We start from the raw sequence: 17636 nt of genomic DNA, 5'->3' as shown, positions 1-17636 counted from the left end.
TTCATTCATCTGTGCCAAGTCATCTTTATCTAATCCAGCCATAATTCATAGCATACATCAATTCGCTGTTCTGAGAATTATTTGACTTCGATTTCTGGTTTTTTAGGGGGGGGAATGAACGATTACAGTGTTGACATATGTGGTAAACATTATTTGATTTGGTATAACTTGGCTTGTAATTTCTCTTTAATTAGAGAGCCAAAACGCTGTAATCTAAAACACATATAGATGCTGTTCTAAGGGAAAAATTACTGTGGCTGTTCAAGAGTGTCAAATTGAAGTGGGTAAATTGCAATGGTTTTATCGTCAAACAGAAGTAGAAAGTGATAAACCACCTGCGATTTTGTTACATGGAGTGCCTACCCACAGCTATACTTGGCGCGGAGTTATGACAAATTTAGCAGAAAAAAGAATTAGTTCAATCGCACCTGATTGGATTGGTTGCGGATTTTCAGGAAAGCCTGGAAAAAGAGATTTTGCTTATACTCCTGATGCCTATATTACCGCTTTAACCGATTTGATCGCAGCTTTAGAACTGGATAAATTTTACTTGGTGGTACAAGGCTTTCTCGGTTCGGTGGGTATTCAATACGCTTTACGCAACCCCGATAAAATAACTAAGTTAGTAATTCTCAACACGCCCCTAACAAACGATGCTAAATTACCTTGGAAAATGAAACAGTGGAGTATTCCTATTGTGGGAGATATGTTAACCCAAGACCCTTTACAGATAGACAAAACTTTAGAGGGGGGTAGTGGGTTTATAATTAAAGATGGTGAGTTGGCTATCCATCGCAAACCCTTTTTAGAAACTTCTGCGGTTGGGCGATCGCTGATGGCGATTATTAAAGGAATGCAACTATCCCAATCTACTACGGAAATTACTCAAGGCTTAAAAGAAGCAACTTTCCCGACCCTCATCTTGTGGGGAGAAGCCGATCCTTGGTTAGATACCTCTGAAGTGGAAACCCTGGCTAAAACTAATTCTGCGATCGATTTTACTAAACTACCAGAAGCCAAACATTATCCCCAAGAACATTGGTCACAAGAAATTACTGGAGAAATAACCGACTTTTTTCGCCGTCAAGTGTTATAAAGTGGCAGATTCTTGCGAAAATTAAAAATAAGTTAATAAAGTAAGCTCTTAGGAAACATGAAAATTTTTCGATCTATATTCTCCGTCATGCTCGTTTTAGTTGCCACAGTGTTAGTAAGTTGTGGTAGTCCTGAAGCTGCTGCTCCTCCTACCTATACTCCTGAAAAACTACAAACTATCAAAACCTATCGTATTCCTATAGATGTTGCGCGAGACAATATGTCCAAACTCGGTGAACTTATTGGCGAACAAGATTGGGTAGATACCAGAAGTTATATTCACGGTCCTTTAGGATTCTTAAGAAGAGATTTCCGTTATTTATCTAATACTTTGCTTCCTGATGATGCAGAACAAGCCAAAGAAATAGCTGAAGATATCTTCTTACGCTTAGAAAACCTAGATGCTGCTGCTAAAGAAAAAGATGCAAAAATAGTTGCTACAGAATACGGTAAAGCGATCGCCGATTTTGATAGCTATCTCGATTTAATTCCCGATCGAGCAAGCTAATTATTGATTACCAATGGACATGGCAATTTATAATTAGAAGCTTTGCACACCCGATTTTTTTTCAATAAGCTTTCCGATCCATTCTGAAATTAATTCAACTTCTGATGAGGGGTTGGTGACACAGCCCCTTTTTTTTATGTTCATATTCATTGGAGAGTTACAAAAGAGTTTAATTGATGACATCCCCTAAAGACTTATCTAAAGCAATACGAGCAATACGAGTAATGTAAACAGTTGCTGCAATAGTGGCTAGAAAACCGATAATTCTAATTGTCCACTGTAGTTCGGGATTTGCTAGATGGGTTGCTTCTCCGATAGTTGCTAAATCTCCTGCAAGAGAACCAAAATAAACATAGGTAATCGTCATGGGAATTATCCCAATTGAGCCGAGAAAATAATCTCTGAATGATATTCCCGTGATACCAAAAGCATAATTTAATAAGCTAAAAGGAAAGATCGGAGAAAGACGAGTTAAGAAGATAATTTTTAATCCTTCTCGATGTATAGCTCGATCTAAAGCAGCAAATGTTTGATTATTAGCAATTTTTTTCGCAATCCAATCTCTTGCTAAATATCTACCGAGTAAAAAGGCAAATGTTTCTCCAATAATAGCTCCAATTAGTACGTAGACTGAACCCCAAACTACGCCAAATAATACCCCTGCACCTAAAGTAAGAATCGAACCTGGAACTAGGGCAATGGTAGCAACTATATAAATTAAAATAAAAGCTACTGCACCTACATAACCTAAACTTTGAACCCATAGTAAAACAGAATGTAATAGTTCTGAGGGATTTAAGCTGAATCCGTTAACCAATTCTGAGGTAGGTTTTAATGTATTAGTTAATAGTAAATTTAGCTCAACCATAATTTTAATAGTATTGAGATCGCACCGCGCTGCCAAAGGCAGACCGCTTTTTGATTTAAGTCCTATTGAAGTTATGGCATCTCTTGTTGAGAACTAGCTTAGAATTAACCTCAATTATGCTTAACGGGACTTAAACGAAAAAAACAACTAAATATAACTATAATGATTATGTGGTCTGTGTTTCAGATTGGAGCTTAACCATAACCAATGAAACAGAGAACTCTTATCGTTTTGTGCAATGGCTTAACCATAACCCTAACCTGTTTACCTTTTACCAAGATAGTTTGGGGTTTGTCCGAGGCTCGATTTTTGTTTAACTAGCTCTAATAGCTTAGAGCTAATTTTAAGTCACATTAATTAATCTCTTGTGCAACCAAGAAACTATCTAAAGCTGAGATTGTGCCATCTTGATTAATGTCAGCCAGTAAAAGAGGATCGGTTACAGGAAAAGCATCCAAGCTATCCGATAAACCTACAGCCATTTGGGAAATTAGATAACTATCCAGGCTAGAATAGCTGCCGTCGCCATTGACATCTCCAATTAAAGCTACTTGTTGAACTGCGGTATCTCCTGTAGCAGTAATATTACCTTCATTGAGACTTATATCTTCAATGGTGATAAGATCGGATACTCCATAGGTTGCAGTGTCGGGGATAGTAGCTTGTAGTTGAACTAGATCTATTTCTCCTGAATCTAAAGCGGTTGTTCCCTCCACAGTAATTATTGCCATTCCTGGAGTGTTTAAGTCTTCGGTGGTGATTGTCCAATCATCGGTTAATTCAGCATCAATTACAACATCACTAATGCTTAGTATGTCTGGATTGTAAGTAACGGTAAACTCGGCTTTAGTAATATTGGCACCATTATCTAGAGAGATATCTAAAGTCGCATCCTCTCCTGTAGAGACATTAAAATCATCGAGGGCTAAAACTCTTTGATTTGTACTATCAATAGTGAATTGGGTAACAAAATCTCCTCCTGCAAGACTGTTATTGTCACCGTCTAAAAGTTCTCCTGTTTCGGAGATGAAGCTATTTTCTTCACTAGCAAGAGTTAAGTTATAGCGATCGCTTTCCAGAATACCACCAGATGAGACAAAAGATAATCTCAAGCTGCTTTCATCCCAAACTAAAGAGCCAGCTACCTCTTCTCCTGTACTTTCTGGTACTAAAGTTAAATCTGATAGATCTAGTACTTCAGTATTTAAGCGATCGTCAAAGTTGACTGTAAAACCGCTACTGTTAGGAGTAAAATTAACAATATTAAAAATGCTAGCACTAATACTAGATTCGGTAACAATAGAAAAGCTATCGGCTATTAAATCGGTATTGTGGAAGATATTAATCGTATTGCCTTCGCTGAGAGTAACTTCTGAAAATAAACCTTCAGGGTTAGTAGTCGCACCACTATTAGTAATCGCTGCTAAGACTTCATTTGCGTTATTAAAACCTAAATCCGCAGCAATTTCGATAGTATCTTCGCCGACAGTAAAGTCATTAATGGTATCATTACCATTATTAATACCAAAGAAAAAGCGATCGCTATCTGCTCCTCCGACTAAAACATCATCTCCAGTACCACCATCAAGAATATCGTTGCCTTCTTGACCTAAGATAGTGTCGTTATCTTCATGTCCTTTAAGGCTATCATCTCCGATACCTCCTTGTATGCGATCGTTGCCTCTATTTCCCAATAAAAAATCTGCATCTTCATGTCCAAATAAAGTATCATCTCCAACACCTCCTTGGATGGTGTCTTCTCCTGCATTACCTTGAAGCTCGTCATCACCGTCTCTTCCGAAGATTAAATCGTTATCTTCTGCACCCACTAAAAGATCGTTATCTGCACCACCATCTAAAGTGTCTCTTCCCAAACCTCCATGAAGCGAGTCTATTCCGACATCGCCAAATAGGAAATCTTCTCCTGCTGTACCAAAAATACTATCGTTACCAACTCCTCCATTGACAGTATCGTTGCCATCATTAGCTTGAATTAGGTCATTTCCAGCCAAACCATCAATGACATCATTAACGTTACTACCCACAATTTCTTCTGCTTTATCGGTAGCAATTTCAGGAGTGAAGCCTTGTTTGGTAAAGCCTGCAATTTCATAGCCAATATCTGCCAAAATAGCTAAATCGAAATCACTGGGTAAGCTGCGATTTTCATTGAGTAAAGGATCGAGTAAAACGCCATTACCAGAAAATCCTTCAACCACATGACTTAAATCATTTTCTAAAGGAATTGCTGCTCCATTATTAGCAGCTACAGCATTAACTCCTGTAAAAGAGCCACTAGCTCCTAAACTATCAAAAATAGGTGCAACTCCAATGCCCAATATATGACCAATTTCATGAAGCGTGACAGAAACAAAGTCGATACTAGAGTCATCTGTATTTTCTAAATCAAAATTCCAATTGACACTATCACTACCGCTAAAGCTAATTGTACCCGCCCAAGGTTCAAAGTCTGTAGCTACTCCGCCATCGCGAAAATTACTCGTTACTCTTCTTTGAAAGATATCTCCTTGTAAGTCTGTACCGTTAACTTGTGCTTGAGCAAGTAAGCTATCTGTATCGATAATTTCTTCTTCTTCTAAAACACCTGGTTGAGATAAATTGACAGTTTTTCCAGAATGATGAGAGCAATGAGAACAACAACAAGCTTCCAGATGATAATCACTATTTCTTAAATTGGCATTAGGATTATTTTCTCCATCTTCTAAAGTGTTGCTACCAACAAAAATCAATAAATCATCAATTTCTGTATCTAAAACTATAGTTTCTGCCTCTCCCGTAGCAGGATTAGTGGTGGTAAATTCTGCTCCAACAGGAATTGCTTCAAAGTCATCTTGTAATAAATTAGACCAAATTTCTCCTGCATATTCTAAAGCTGCACGTCTTTCAGGAGCATCAAAAAATCCGTTTGTATCGAAGCGATAATCAAATTCTATTTTCATAACCAAGTATATTTAAAGCCTATCAATATATACATATTCTCGCTTTTTTTAAATAAAGAAAAGGGAAATATTCGCTATTTTATAATCAAGAAAAAATAAATTTTTAGCAAAATACTGATAAAGAATTTTAAAGAATTATGCTGTTAAAGTAAACTTCGAGATAGCTTTATAAAGCTTCTAGTTACTTTAAGAAAACTTTATAAATTACAGCTATATAATCTGTATTTGTATCCTGTTGCTCTACGTTGATAATTCTGGTCAGGGATACAGCGAGAATTTGCTAATTCTGGAGTGGGAGAAAAATTTACTAACCACAACTGAAAAGGATGGGTAATTGAGTTGAGATGCTCACTTAAAAAGGGATAGTCTGTGGTTGCTATTTCTTGATGAGCGAGAAAAAACTGAGGTTGCCAAGCTATTTGCTGCTGATTAATTAATTCTTGAAACTGCCAGCCTAAACTCATCATTTCCCCAGTTTGTCCGTGGGTATAATGTTGAATAGCAATAATAACAGGTATTTTATCATAAGCTTCTACCATCACTGGTACAACCACATCAGGTCTTTCTACTTTCTGAAAAGCAAGATTATGATTAATGGTTAAAGAGCCACAAATACCTAAAGCAATCAAGACAACAACAACCTGTTGTTTTTTTTGCCAAAGATAATGGGAAATTCCTGCTAAAAAGAGTAAGAAACCAGGAAAATAAAAAAATTGAAAACGAGAAGATAAAGTTAAATCTGCACCCACTGTATAGGTAATAATTAAAATACAAGCGATCGCACTTAAAACAAATTGCTCTATAATAATTATTGCTAGTTGAGTATCTTGATTTTTTTTGAGTTGTTGATAACCCCTAAGAAAAAAAGAAAATAGCCAGCCTAGAGTAGATAAAATGATTATACCTGATGCGATCGTAACTGTTTCCGAAACTCCTTCTACTGGAAGCAAACCGATCTTAGTAATTAACCACAAGAATATTCTGCCAATCGGCTCATAAAATTTTAGCCAAGAATTTTCTTGATATACCCAGCTAGTAAGTTGATTATCAGGAATACTCCGCCAAATATACAACCAAGGAAGACAACCGATAACTGTACCGATAATAGCTAAATAAATTCTTTGCCAATAGCGATTTAAAAGGTTATTTTTATCCCGAACAATATCTTTCCACCAAAAAGCAACTAAAACCAAAGTTTCTGCTACCAAAGCCAAAGTAAAAAAGTAATGCGTCGTTACACCCAGCACATTAATTACAATCCAGCTTAAAATCAAAATAATTTTAGGCGTAAGGTGGGCAATGCCCACCCTACAAGCAATCACTAAACAAGCTAAAGATGCCATTACCCACAAAATAGCCAGAGTATAGTGACGAGCTTCTTGCGCCAAATAAACCCCAAAAGGAGAAACCGCCATTAATACTGATGCTATGTGAGCAGCCATCAAAGAACGAAACCATAAATAACCCAAAGCAAACATCCCAGGAATTGCAGCAATTCCCCACAAAGCACTAAAGCACCTACCCCACCAAATAGAAACCAAACTATTATTCTGCCCAGTCAGTTGCAACCACCAATGATTTAAAACAAAATACAAAGGAGGATGGGTACTTTCCGTCAATAAATTATTAATCGTATCCCTAGCTGTCTGAGTCACATCCACTTGCAGAGGAGACAGCAACATATCCAGAGAAATTATCTCATTTAAGGGGATAGTGCGAAAACTATTTCCCAAACTAAATACTAAAGTAGCCCATTCATCAGACCAGGGGGGCTTTAATCCCAAATTAGTAAAACGTAAAACCGCCCCAATTATTAGCCAAATACACAACAAAGCTAAATGAATGTAATGCTGTCTCTTCAGTAGTTTTTTCATTAACAATTTAGGCGTTACTGATGGGGAATCTGAAGTAAATAATAATATCGTTCGGAGCTTTTGATAAATTAATCTAGAATATTTGTATTATTCTCTTGTATTGTCTTTTTCAGATCATGATTGCTTCTCCTCAAGACTCCTATCTCAATGCTGAAGAATATATTCAGATGGAAGAAAATAGCCCAATCAAACACGAATATATTAACGGAAAAATTTATGCGATGGCTGGTGCTACAGATACTCATGTGACAATAGCTTTGAATGTAGCTGTTTTATTGCGTAATCACCTGCGTGGCTCAGGATGTCGAGTATATATTTCTGATATGAAAGCCAGAATTGAAAGTAAAAATTGTTTTTATTATCCTGATGTAATGGTGAGTTGTGCAGGAAAAGATCGCGAAAATACTACTTATAAACAATTTCCTTGTCTTATTATAGAGGTGCTTTCTGATTCTACAGAAGCCTTTGATCGCGGAGATAAATTTGTTGATTATCAATCTTTAGAAATGCTACAAGAATATATATTGATTAATAGCAACAAAGCCAGAATTGAATGTTTACGTCGCACCGAAGAAAATTTGCGGACAATACAATTTTATACGCAAGAAAACAAGCAGTTCCAATTAAATAGTATTGATTTTACGGGATCAATTGATGATCTTTATGAAGATGTAGATTTTTCTGAATAGGTTAATTATCTTCTAAAGGCGATCGCTGTTAAATATTTTAATAAAAAAACATACGTATAAATAATAAAATCATGAAACTTTTAAATCAAAATAAATTACCCAAACCAGAAGGAAAAATAACTCTTTATGGAGTTACTTGGGAACAGTATGACAATCTAGTTTCTATGTTTATGGATCAATTTCCAGGGTTACGCATGACTTTTCTTGAAGGAACATTAGAAATTATGGGAACATCTTCCGAACACGAAAGGCTAAAAACAATTATCGCTAGATTGCTAGAAATGTACGCTGTAGAAAAAAGGCTTACTCTTAACGGTTATGGCAATACAACTTTTCGGAAAGAAGCAGCCCAAAGAGGATTAGAACCAGATGAATGTTATTGTTTAGGAGAGCTAAAAGAAGTTCCAGATATTGCGATTGAAGTTGCTCTAACTAGTGGTGGTATTGATAAATTATCTGTTTACAAAGGTTTAGGAGTAATAGAGGTTTGGTTCTGGCAAAATGAGCAGTTTATTTTATATCGTTTAAAACAAACAGAATATCAACAAATTAATAACAGTGAATTTTTACCCAATCTAGATTTTGCTTTATTGAGTCAGTTCATAAATTATGATAATCAAACAGAAGCCGTCATTGCCTATCGAGATGCTTTAGAAAAGTAAAGTGAACACTAACCACCATAGTATATAAAAAAAACAAAAAGAATTTAACTTTTTTTCAAATTTAACCAAAAAGCTTTAGCAATATTCTCTGATAACTCTTTTTCTAAACTTTGATTTTCAATATGACGATCTACGTGGTTAAATATACCATCTGTACCAACTTCTAGGACTAACCATTTGCCTTGATTATCTTGAATGAAATCTACACAACCAAAAGAATCAAATAAACGAGTTATTTTTAAAGTTTTAGTGGCAATATTAATCACTTCATTAGGTACTCGATCTAGTATTTCATACACTGCACCTTGGGCATGAGCTACCCAAGGTTTTTTACTTACTCCTTGGGGAAATTTTCGTACATTCCAGCCCAATAATTTTTTACCAGCACAATAAATACGATAAACCATCGGATTATCTAAATAGATAAATTTCTGCACTACATAAGGGCGTAGCCAATCTTGAGGAATATCTGCAACATTATTAATTATGCGATGTCCAGATGCACCACAACCGACAGGATATTTAAGACACCATTGACTAAAATTATTACCAATAAATTTAATTACATCCTGATAATTATTTAATAAATGAGTTTCAGGAGTAGGAATATTATTATCTTTAAATATTTTTGCCTGCTCCCGCTTATCAGAGGCTAATTTAATTCCCTCAAAAGGAATAAAACTTTTATCAACAAAATTTTCTAAGGTTTTATCCCAAGCCAGAACATAATTATAATCACCAGGAGTTTCTGAAATTTTTATATTTAATTCATTAGCTAAATTGTCAGCTAATTCTTGAAAAGCCCAAGCTCCCAAACCACTATTAAGAATAACGCATTTTTTCATTTTAATAACTTTATAACCAACAGGGTATCCAATGAAAAAATTATATATAAGGATAGCCAGATTATTTTTCGTCAATCGAACAAAAATGAGCTACTCTAACATACAAAACGGATTAAACTCATTGAAAGCGGATGTTAACCTTCGATAAGTTCTTCAGCCACTACAAAAATCGCCGTATAGCGATTATCCTAGCCTTACTAGGTACAATAACACCCCTTGCAGGATTACAGAAATTTTATCTGGGACAGCCTTTATGGGGCATCATATATCTGTTACTGTGGTCTACACCCATACCCAGAATTGCCTGTGCGATCGATCTGGTTTGGTATGTTGTTCAGGATGGAGAACAGTTTGAATACCAGTTTAATGGTATCGCTAAGGGTAAGTATGCAGTTGATGAGGCGCAACAAGTACAAGCGATCGCTGATGCTTTAAGAAAGTTAGATAGTCTCAGGGAAGATGGTTTGATGACAGAATACGAATTTGAGCAGAAACGTCGTCAATTATTAGAAAAAGTCAGTTAGTATCCATGTATGAAATATAACCTTAAAAAATTTAATTATTGATTGTTAAATTAGATGTTTCATTTCCAAAAAATAGCGATCGCAAATAAAATTCGTAACGATCCTTTTTATCGTTTTCAATCATTAACTGAGATTGAAATTGCAGCTAAATTAGGGATTAAAATCGATGTTAATCAAGCTAATGTTGATGATTGGCTACGTTTACCAGGGATCTCAATTCATCAAGCCAAGGTATTAGTAGAACTTGTCAGAAGAGGAGTTCATTTAGTCTGCATTGAAGATGTTGCAGCTACGATTAATATTCCTGTTACTAGATTATTGCCATTCGAGCCTATTCTGTACTTTGCTTATTACGATCGCCTTAGTATTTTAAGTCCTCAAAAGATTAACTTAAATCAAGCATCTTTAGCAGAAATAAAACAAATATCTTTATGGGATGATAATTTAGCTAATCTAGTTTTTGAGGAAAGAGAAACCAAAGGGAAATATCGTAATTTTGCTGATTTGCAGTCTCGTTTAGATTTAGGTAATGAATTAATTTCTAAGTTAATTTATGATGTAGAGCTTTAACGGTAATCAGTCAGTTTTATTTATTAAAAACCCAACATAAATAAATTGTTGTTGGGCTATAACATTTTTCTTGAATCTAATTACCTAAATTAATTGTGAAAACTCATGGGAAACATTACACTAGCAACGAAACATTATTTTCCTTTTTAGCCTTCACCATCTCAAAATGAGGTAATGACTCAAGACCAATAGAAGGAATAAAAGTTTTTAACTCTTCTAATGTATTAATATGATGCTCGGCTATTTTCTTAAAAGGAGAATGCGCTTCCCACATGGGACTATGAGGATAGTAGACAGGAAAAGAATTAACAGTGCTTAAATCTTGAGCTACCAAAAAACAATAAGAATGTGAAGGATTACCAAACTTGGCTGCGATCGCACGATCACATTTACTAAAAGCTTGAGACTTAGCGATTATATCAGAAGAACAATAGGGAAAAATTAAGCTTTCTGCTTCTTTTTGGGTAGCTTCTACCCAAAAGGTGTCAATAGGTTCGCTTTCTAGTCTAGCAAGGGTGCATTGAGTCCAATATAGTCTAATTAGCATCTTGTGGTTGAATGTTAAGAAAGTGTATTTTTTTTATCTTTCCCAAAATCAATCGGAAATTCGACCTGTTGAATCAAGATTTTTTTCATTTTATACTCCAACTGACAACTATTCGGTGATAACCTGATAGCTGATATCTAAAAGCGAATAGCTGACATGGGAATGGATCGTCGAACTTTCTTACAACAAGCTGCACTAGCGTTAGTTTCTGTAGGAGTATCAGAAACAGGAATTAATTTACTCAGTAAAAATTCTCGGTTTGGCGGATGGCTAAAACCCTATATAGAGACTTTGGCACAATCTACTAATCGTAAATTAGCCTTGTTAGTAGGTATTAATGAATATTCGCATAAAGCTCACTTACATGGTTGTGTTAATGATGTAGAGTTACAAAAGGAGCTTTTGATTCATCGTTTTGGCTTTAAGCCTCAAGATATTTTTACCTTAAAAGATCGCAAAGCTACCAGAGAAAATATTGAAACCGCCTTTATCGAACATCTTCGCGAACAAGTTGCGGATGATGATGTGGTGCTGTTTCACTTTAGCGGTTATGGCTCTCAAGTCAAAATTGACGATGATAAGTTAGCAAATAGTTTAGTACCCATAGATGCGAATATCCCCAATAAAGGTAATCCCGCAGCTAACGATTTATTACAAGATACTCTATTTTACTTAGGGCGATCGTTAAAAACTGATAATCTGATCGCAGTATTAGATACCAGTTTCCAAACTACCAAAGAAATTTTACAGGGTAATTTTAGGGTACGTTCTGATTCTGAAGTAGCAGAGCGTCCCAGTCCAGAAGAACTGGCTTTTCAGTCACAATTACAAAGAAATCTCGCAGGACAGGGTATACCCTATAGCAAGGAGTCTACTAATCCAGGGATTTTATTATCTGCTGCGGAACAAAATCAAATCGCATTAGAAGGAACATGGGATAATTTTAGTGCTGGTTTGTTAACTTATGCTTTAACCGAGTACTTGTGGCAAACTACACCCAAAACGAATATTCAGGTTGCGCTCCAACAAACAGCTAATAGTGTCAGTAGTTGGAGTGAAAAACAACAGCAACCAAAAGTTACAGGTAAAATTAAATCCGATCTAGCTAATAATGCCTTAGCGCAACAATCACCAGGGGAAGGTTTTGTTAAAAGTATAGATTCCAAAGGAATGGTTAATTTACAGCTAACCGCTTTATCTTTTGCTTTGCTAGATGCTTATCAAGAAGAATCTTGTTTTACCTTGGCTGAGTCCACAGAGAACAATATGTTACAATTGCGATCGCGCGAAGGTATCATGGCAAAAGCGCAGTTACTCAAAAAATCCAGTTCAGTAGACAAAGATTCTCTGGTCAATCAATCCGTACAAGAAGCAATCAGAATTCTACCCCGCAACTTAGGCTTAAACGTTGCTTTAGATAACCATCTCGAACGCATTGAGAGGGTAGATGCTACCAGTGCTTTCGCTAATGTTCCCTCCATAAAAGCAGCAGCTACCGCAGGAGAAGACTATGCAGATTGCTTACTGGGGAAAATTCCCCTCATGGTAGATAAAAAAATAGAAGGGGATTCCCAGTCTACAGAAAAATCATCTCATAGCTATGGTTTATATACCCCTAGAGGTAAATTAATCCTCAATACCCCAGGAGAAGCCAAAGAAGTAGTAAAACTAGCTGTTAGTCGTTTAGAACCCTATTTTAATAAATTATTAGCAGCGAAATGGCTAGAATTAACCGTCAATGATAACTCTTCTACTATTCCCGTATCTGCCACTTTAGAATTAGTAGGTAAAAATTACACCCTAATAGAAAAAAATTCCCTTCGCGCTGCTACTAAATTACAATTGAAGCGAAATATTCCTACCTTAGAGCGTAGTTCAGAAATCAAACTAAAAATTGACAATCAAAGCGATCGCGATTTATATGGCATCATAGTAGGAGTAGATAGTGAGGAACAATTTATTACCCTCTATACCCCTCAAAAATTAACCGCCAAAGACAAAAATACTATTCCCGATAATCTCAAAATTGCTGCAAAAAATCAGATCGCAATTCCCCAGAATAGCAAATCTTGGAAATGGAAAGTTTCTCAACCTCTTGGTATTGCTAAAATATATTTAATATTGGGAATTAAACCTTTTGCAAATACTCTTGATTTAGTGTCTCAACAACCCACTGTTAAATCGGATGGACAACAAATTTTTAATTTATCAAATCCTTTGGAAATAGCAACAGCAATTTTACAAGATTTACATGGTAGTAGTGCTGTTAATGCAGAAATTATTTCTTCTACCACCGATGTTTATGCTTTGGATGTTAACAATTGGACAAGTCTCCAATTTGTTTATGATGTTGTTTAAAGTCCAAGATCGAGGATGAATGAATAGTAACAGTAACACATGATAAATGATAACTAATAAGGTGATAGCTGATTATGGAAGTTGCCATTCAATCTTTAATTAATCCCTGGATCGAACAACACCCTTTTATTGCTTGGCTATTGCAACATCCCATAATCTCTTTAGTTAGTTTATTTTTAATCGTAGTTTTGCTGTTTCGCCTTTTTTCTGCAATCGCTCAATTATTAGATAGATTGTGGATTTGGTTATTAAAATCTCCTGTTTTATTAATAAAATCTCTATTAGGTCTTAAAAAAGAATCGCCAGAAATAGCAGCCATAATTAATAGTAATGACTTAGCTATCGATCCAGAAAAAATTACTCAGATTATTCAACAATTAGAAATTATTAATCAACAACAAAAACAAATTATGGAAGATATTGCTGTTTTAAAACAAAAACAAGATAATTCTGTTGTGAATTAATCGTCATCAGAAAACTGTATAGTTTTTGATCTCTGGCTTGGTGACCTTCACATTTAGCGTTAATTAACCCTACCTATCTTGGCTCATTGTGTCATCAAATTTTTATCAATTACCACCATTATTAGTACCAGGAGATACAGTAAAAGCGATCGCTCCTAGTGGTGCATTAAAAGAAACAGCAGCTTTGGAAGCAGGATTGAATATTTGGCGATCGCATGAATATAAGGTAAAGTTCGGACTGAACTATAATAAGCGTTTTGGCTACTTAGCAGGAGACGACAATATTAGAAGACAAGCTTTACAGGATGCTTGGCAAGATCCAGAATGTCAAGCCATCCTGTGTATTAGAGGAGGTTATGGTGGCGCAAGACTGTTAGAAAATTGGCAATGGGATTTACCATCAATTAAACCCAAATGGATAATCGGTTTTTCTGATGTCACGGCTCTTTTATGGAGTTTAGCAACAGTCAAGATCGCTAGCTTACACGCTCCTGTTTTAACTACCCTAGCCCAAGAACCTCAATGGTCACAAGAGAGGATGTTTAACTACCTGCAAACAGGTAAACTCGACCCCTTACAAGGTAAAACATGGCAAGGAGGTACAGCATCAGGTATCTTACTTCCTGCTAATTTGACCGTAGCTACTCATTTATTAAAAACTCCTCTACAACCTTCTTTTGATGGGGTAATTCTCGTCCTAGAAGATGTCACAGAGTATCCTTACCGTATCGATCGGATGCTAACCCAATGGCGACTGATGGGAGCATTTGCCAGAGTTAAAGGCATTGCTCTAGGAAGATTTAGCCGTTGCGAGCCATACCCAGGAAGTAATAGCTGGACTGTGGAAGAAGTATTACGCGATCGCTTTACAGACTTAAATATTCCCATAGTTGCCGATCTTCCCTTTGGACATGATGGCGCAAATGCAGCACTACCAGTAGGACAAAAAGTTACACTCGATGGTGATTCAGGAAAACTGATGTTTGATGAATAAGAAAGTGACGCGCTTTGAGAGGACTGGAAATAATTTTCTTTTTGATACTAAATATGTATTTGTTCGATAAATTATTATGAAACTACAAATTTTAAGTAATAAATGTTAGGTGTTAAATAGTAAATGTTTAAAAATTAGGAAGTCAAAAAGATGCCCCACACTATTGTTACTGATGTCTGTGAAGGCGTAGCAGATTGCGTTAGTGCTTGTCCTGTGGCTTGTATTCATGAAGGACCTAGTAAAAATGCCAAAGGCACAGACTGGTACTGGATTGACTTTGCTACCTGTATCGATTGCGGTATCTGTTTACAGGTATGCCCTGTTGAAGGAGCAATTATTGAAGAGGAAAGACCAGACTTGCAAAAAACTCCTCAGTAAGTGTGCGTATAAATATACAAGTTTTAATGGATATAGCGGTTGATAATTGGCTCTTAGTGTAGTAAAAATACTGAGTATTCACACACACTGATTTCCCTTATCTCGCTTTGAACAATTACTCTCACTTGGTAGTTTTGCTGACTAGCATTTCCTTTTTGGGCTGCCTCCCATTAGCGATCGCAACAGAACAAGTCTCCCTAGACTACGAAAATAGTAGAATCAACGGTTTAAACCATAATAAAAGTCAACTTATGAGTTATGATACCGATTTTTCTCGAATAAATTCCCGAAACGTCTCTGGAGAACTTAATGCGATCGCTAATAACGATCCAGTTACTGCGCTTCTAGATGAAAAATCAAAAGTAGAAGTTAAAACCACAACTAAACCCCAATCACCACTGATCTCTAACAGTACAATTGCCCTAGTTAAAGAGTTTGAAGGTTTTCGCTCTGCTGCTTATTTAGATACTGATGGAACTCCGATTATTGGCTATGGTCAATCGCGAATTGATGGCAGAAAAGTCAGACTCGGCGATTATATTTCTTATCCTGTAGCCGATGCAGCTTTGAAAGCAGAATTAAAAACCATTCAAAAAGAAATTTTATCTGTAATCAAAGTAAACTTAAACAGCAATCAGCTAGGTGCAGTGACTTCCTTGGCTTTTAATACAGGAGTTCATTCGATCAAAAAGAGTACCCTGGTCAGAAAAATCAACCAACAAGACTACAATGGTGCAGCCAAGGAATTTTTACGTTGGGACAAAGGCAAGATTCGTGGACAACTTGTCCGAATTCAAGGTCTTACCAGACGTAGAAATCGAGAAAAACAGTTATTTTTAACCCCTACTACACCTTCTGTAGCTTTTGTTCAAGAGTCTTAAAATTAGCTCGCTTGCCCTTATCTTGCGATAAGCTTGGAGCTTAAAGCTGTTAGCTAGTTAAATCAAATTGGTTTGAACCAAAATAGTCATTATTAAGTAAGGTGGGTTGCATTGCTGCCCACCTTTATGTGTTGAGAGTAATGATTAAAATGTTGAATGATAGAAAAAAGACAACTAAACCAACGCCAGTAGATTTTGGACTCATCGAACTCGCGTTAATTAAGCAAAAGAATAATGAGCAAAAATCAAGCAAAAGTAGAACCTATATCAGGGGGAATATCTTGTAATCTGCCATTTCCTACAGCTTGCACAGCTTCTCTGAGATTAACATCATTAGTATAGATTGCTCTACCTACGATCGCACCAGTAACACCTATTGGCTCTAACGCGAGTAAGCTAAGTAAATCGGTTAAAGAGCTAACACCTCCAGAAGCAATTACAGGAATCTCAATTGCATTAGCTAACTCTCTTAAAGCGTCCATGTTAGGCCCTGACATAGTACCATCACGATGGATATCTGTATATATAATCGCAGCAGCACCAGCTTTTGCCATCCTTTGTGCCAAGTCTACTGCTTGCACTTCTGAAGTTTCTAACCAGCCTCTGGTGGCTACTTTACCATTACGAGCATCAATACCGACTACTATCTGTTTTGGCAATTCTTGGCACCATTGGGCAACTAGCTCTGGTTTTTCTACTGCTACTGTACCAACAATACCCCTTTGTACTCCTAAGTTTAACAGACGGAAGATACTATCGCGATCGCGTAATCCGCCTCCTACCTGTACGGGAATGGATATCGCTTTTACAATTGCTTCTATTGCTGATAAATTAGTAGTTTTTCCCTCTTTTGCGCCATCTAAGTCCACTAGATGAAGTCTAGTTGCGCCTTGCTCTTCCCAGTTACGAGCCACAGCGACAGGATTATCGTTAAAAATTTCTGATTGAGCATAGTCCCCTTGATAGAGACGCACACATTTACCATCTAGTAAGTCAATTGCAGGGATAACTTCCATTGTTTGCTGATCGATCTTTTGCTTGAGAGAATATGAATTATATCAGTCTTCTGCTAGTTTTCCCCTTAACTGTAGAGTAGTTCTTTGGGATTGACGCAAAAAGTTGCGGTCTTGAGTACGATTAATGAGCTTTATTCTACTTATTCTACTATATGGCTACTCTTTTTTTTTGGGCAACAGAACCGAGTTTTCTCCCATATTGCAAACAATTAAATTTTTAATTTTTGTAACAAATTGCGTAAGAGTCTATTAGAGGACTGAAATTTTACATAGGCAAAAAAATCATACTTTTAAATTATTGATTTAGTCAGGCTATGTCACAAAAGGACTTCTTAGACAATAAATATCAAGAAAGCAAAACTGTAGGAAAATATCTGACACCTTTTCAGCGCGAGTTGCTGCA

At 36.3% G+C, this 17636-nt stretch carries 17 protein-coding genes; 11 read left to right on the top strand and 6 right to left on the bottom strand.

Annotation, left to right across the window (positions count from 1 at the left end; genetic code table 11):
• Window positions 1–253 precede the first annotated feature (253 nt).
• Together H1P_RS20505 and psbQ are read left to right on the top strand one after the other, a co-directional pair.
• The gene (locus H1P_RS20505) at window positions 254–1096 is read left to right on the top strand and encodes an alpha/beta fold hydrolase (RefSeq protein ID WP_144870834.1); all 843 of its coding nucleotides are present in this window, start codon (window positions 254–256) and stop codon (window positions 1094–1096) included.
• 57 nt (window positions 1097–1153) lie between these two features.
• Window positions 1154–1603: a photosystem II protein PsbQ gene (gene psbQ, locus H1P_RS20500; RefSeq protein ID WP_144870832.1), complete on the top strand. Its 450-nt coding sequence runs from the start codon at window positions 1154–1156 to the stop codon at window positions 1601–1603.
• A 169-nt stretch (window positions 1604–1772) separates the two neighbouring features.
• Here the strand turns inward: psbQ and H1P_RS20495 are convergent, their stop codons facing one another.
• The 3 genes from H1P_RS20495 to H1P_RS20485 all read right to left on the bottom strand — a co-directional run bounded on the left by H1P_RS20495 (window position 1773) and on the right by H1P_RS20485 (window position 7305).
• On the bottom strand, window positions 1773–2471 hold the full coding sequence (locus H1P_RS20495) for a TVP38/TMEM64 family protein (RefSeq protein WP_144870830.1): 699 nt from the start codon (window positions 2469–2471) through the stop codon (window positions 1773–1775).
• Between the two features lie 353 nt (window positions 2472–2824).
• Complete coding sequence (locus H1P_RS20490) at window positions 2825–5431, bottom strand: dockerin type I domain-containing protein (RefSeq protein ID WP_144870828.1); 2607 nt, start codon at window positions 5429–5431, stop codon at window positions 2825–2827.
• A 197-nt stretch (window positions 5432–5628) separates the two neighbouring features.
• Complete coding sequence (locus H1P_RS20485; protein ID WP_144870826.1) at window positions 5629–7305, bottom strand: glycosyltransferase family 39 protein; 1677 nt, start codon at window positions 7303–7305, stop codon at window positions 5629–5631.
• Between the two features lie 116 nt (window positions 7306–7421).
• Between H1P_RS20485 and H1P_RS20480 the strand changes: the two genes are divergently transcribed.
• A complete protein-coding gene (locus H1P_RS20480; RefSeq protein ID WP_144870824.1) occupies window positions 7422–7994 on the top strand; it encodes a Uma2 family endonuclease in 573 nt (190 codons plus the stop codon).
• A 71-nt stretch (window positions 7995–8065) separates the two neighbouring features.
• Window positions 8066–8656 carry a Uma2 family endonuclease gene (locus tag H1P_RS20475; RefSeq protein ID WP_144870822.1) on the top strand — a complete coding sequence of 197 codons (591 nt, stop codon included), beginning with the start codon at window positions 8066–8068 and terminating at the stop codon, window positions 8654–8656.
• A 44-nt stretch (window positions 8657–8700) separates the two neighbouring features.
• On the opposite strand, the gene H1P_RS20470 is transcribed toward H1P_RS20475, so the two are convergent.
• Window positions 8701–9501 carry an ATP-grasp domain-containing protein gene (locus H1P_RS20470; protein ID WP_144870820.1) on the bottom strand — a complete coding sequence of 267 codons (801 nt, stop codon included), beginning with the start codon at window positions 9499–9501 and terminating at the stop codon, window positions 8701–8703.
• Between the two features lie 131 nt (window positions 9502–9632).
• Between H1P_RS20470 and H1P_RS20465 the strand changes: the two genes are divergently transcribed.
• Window positions 9633–10025, top strand: a complete 393-nt coding sequence (locus H1P_RS20465; RefSeq protein WP_144870817.1) for an SHOCT domain-containing protein — start codon at window positions 9633–9635, stop codon at window positions 10023–10025.
• A 54-nt stretch (window positions 10026–10079) separates the two neighbouring features.
• Window positions 10080–10595: a ComEA family DNA-binding protein gene (locus H1P_RS20460; RefSeq protein WP_144870815.1), complete on the top strand. Its 516-nt coding sequence runs from the start codon at window positions 10080–10082 to the stop codon at window positions 10593–10595.
• Between the two features lie 115 nt (window positions 10596–10710).
• Here the strand turns inward: H1P_RS20460 and H1P_RS20455 are convergent, their stop codons facing one another.
• A complete protein-coding gene (locus H1P_RS20455) occupies window positions 10711–11142 on the bottom strand; it encodes a hypothetical protein (RefSeq protein ID WP_144870812.1) in 432 nt (143 codons plus the stop codon).
• A 162-nt stretch (window positions 11143–11304) separates the two neighbouring features.
• Here H1P_RS20455 and H1P_RS20450 point away from each other — a divergent pair, with 162 nt between their 5' ends.
• From H1P_RS20450 to H1P_RS20430, 5 genes are all read left to right on the top strand, one after another.
• Window positions 11305–13500: a caspase family protein gene (locus tag H1P_RS20450; protein ID WP_186376061.1), complete on the top strand. Its 2196-nt coding sequence runs from the start codon at window positions 11305–11307 to the stop codon at window positions 13498–13500.
• Window positions 13501–13574: 74 nt separating this feature from the next.
• Window positions 13575–13964, top strand: coding sequence for a hypothetical protein (locus tag H1P_RS20445; RefSeq protein WP_144870808.1), 390 nt, complete (start codon window positions 13575–13577; stop codon window positions 13962–13964).
• Window positions 13965–14049: 85 nt separating this feature from the next.
• Window positions 14050–14958, top strand: a complete 909-nt coding sequence (locus H1P_RS20440; RefSeq protein ID WP_144870806.1) for an LD-carboxypeptidase — start codon at window positions 14050–14052, stop codon at window positions 14956–14958.
• A 150-nt stretch (window positions 14959–15108) separates the two neighbouring features.
• A complete protein-coding gene (locus tag H1P_RS20435; protein WP_144870804.1) occupies window positions 15109–15336 on the top strand; it encodes a ferredoxin family protein in 228 nt (75 codons plus the stop codon).
• Window positions 15337–15443: 107 nt separating this feature from the next.
• A complete protein-coding gene (locus H1P_RS20430; protein ID WP_144870802.1) occupies window positions 15444–16217 on the top strand; it encodes a lysozyme in 774 nt (257 codons plus the stop codon).
• Window positions 16218–16462: 245 nt separating this feature from the next.
• Here the strand turns inward: H1P_RS20430 and hisA are convergent, their stop codons facing one another.
• Window positions 16463–17233, bottom strand: a complete 771-nt coding sequence (gene hisA, locus H1P_RS20425; protein WP_144870800.1) for a 1-(5-phosphoribosyl)-5-[(5-phosphoribosylamino)methylideneamino]imidazole-4-carboxamide isomerase — start codon at window positions 17231–17233, stop codon at window positions 16463–16465.
• Window positions 17234–17636: the final 403 nt, after the last annotated feature.

Origin of the sequence: Hyella patelloides LEGE 07179 (genome assembly GCF_900659865.1) — a bacterium.
Taxonomy (GTDB): Bacteria; Cyanobacteriota; Cyanobacteriia; order Cyanobacteriales; family Xenococcaceae; genus Hyella; species Hyella patelloides.
The sequence above is the reverse complement of the archived record's forward strand: the minus strand, read 5'-3'. Positions and strand labels throughout refer to the sequence as shown.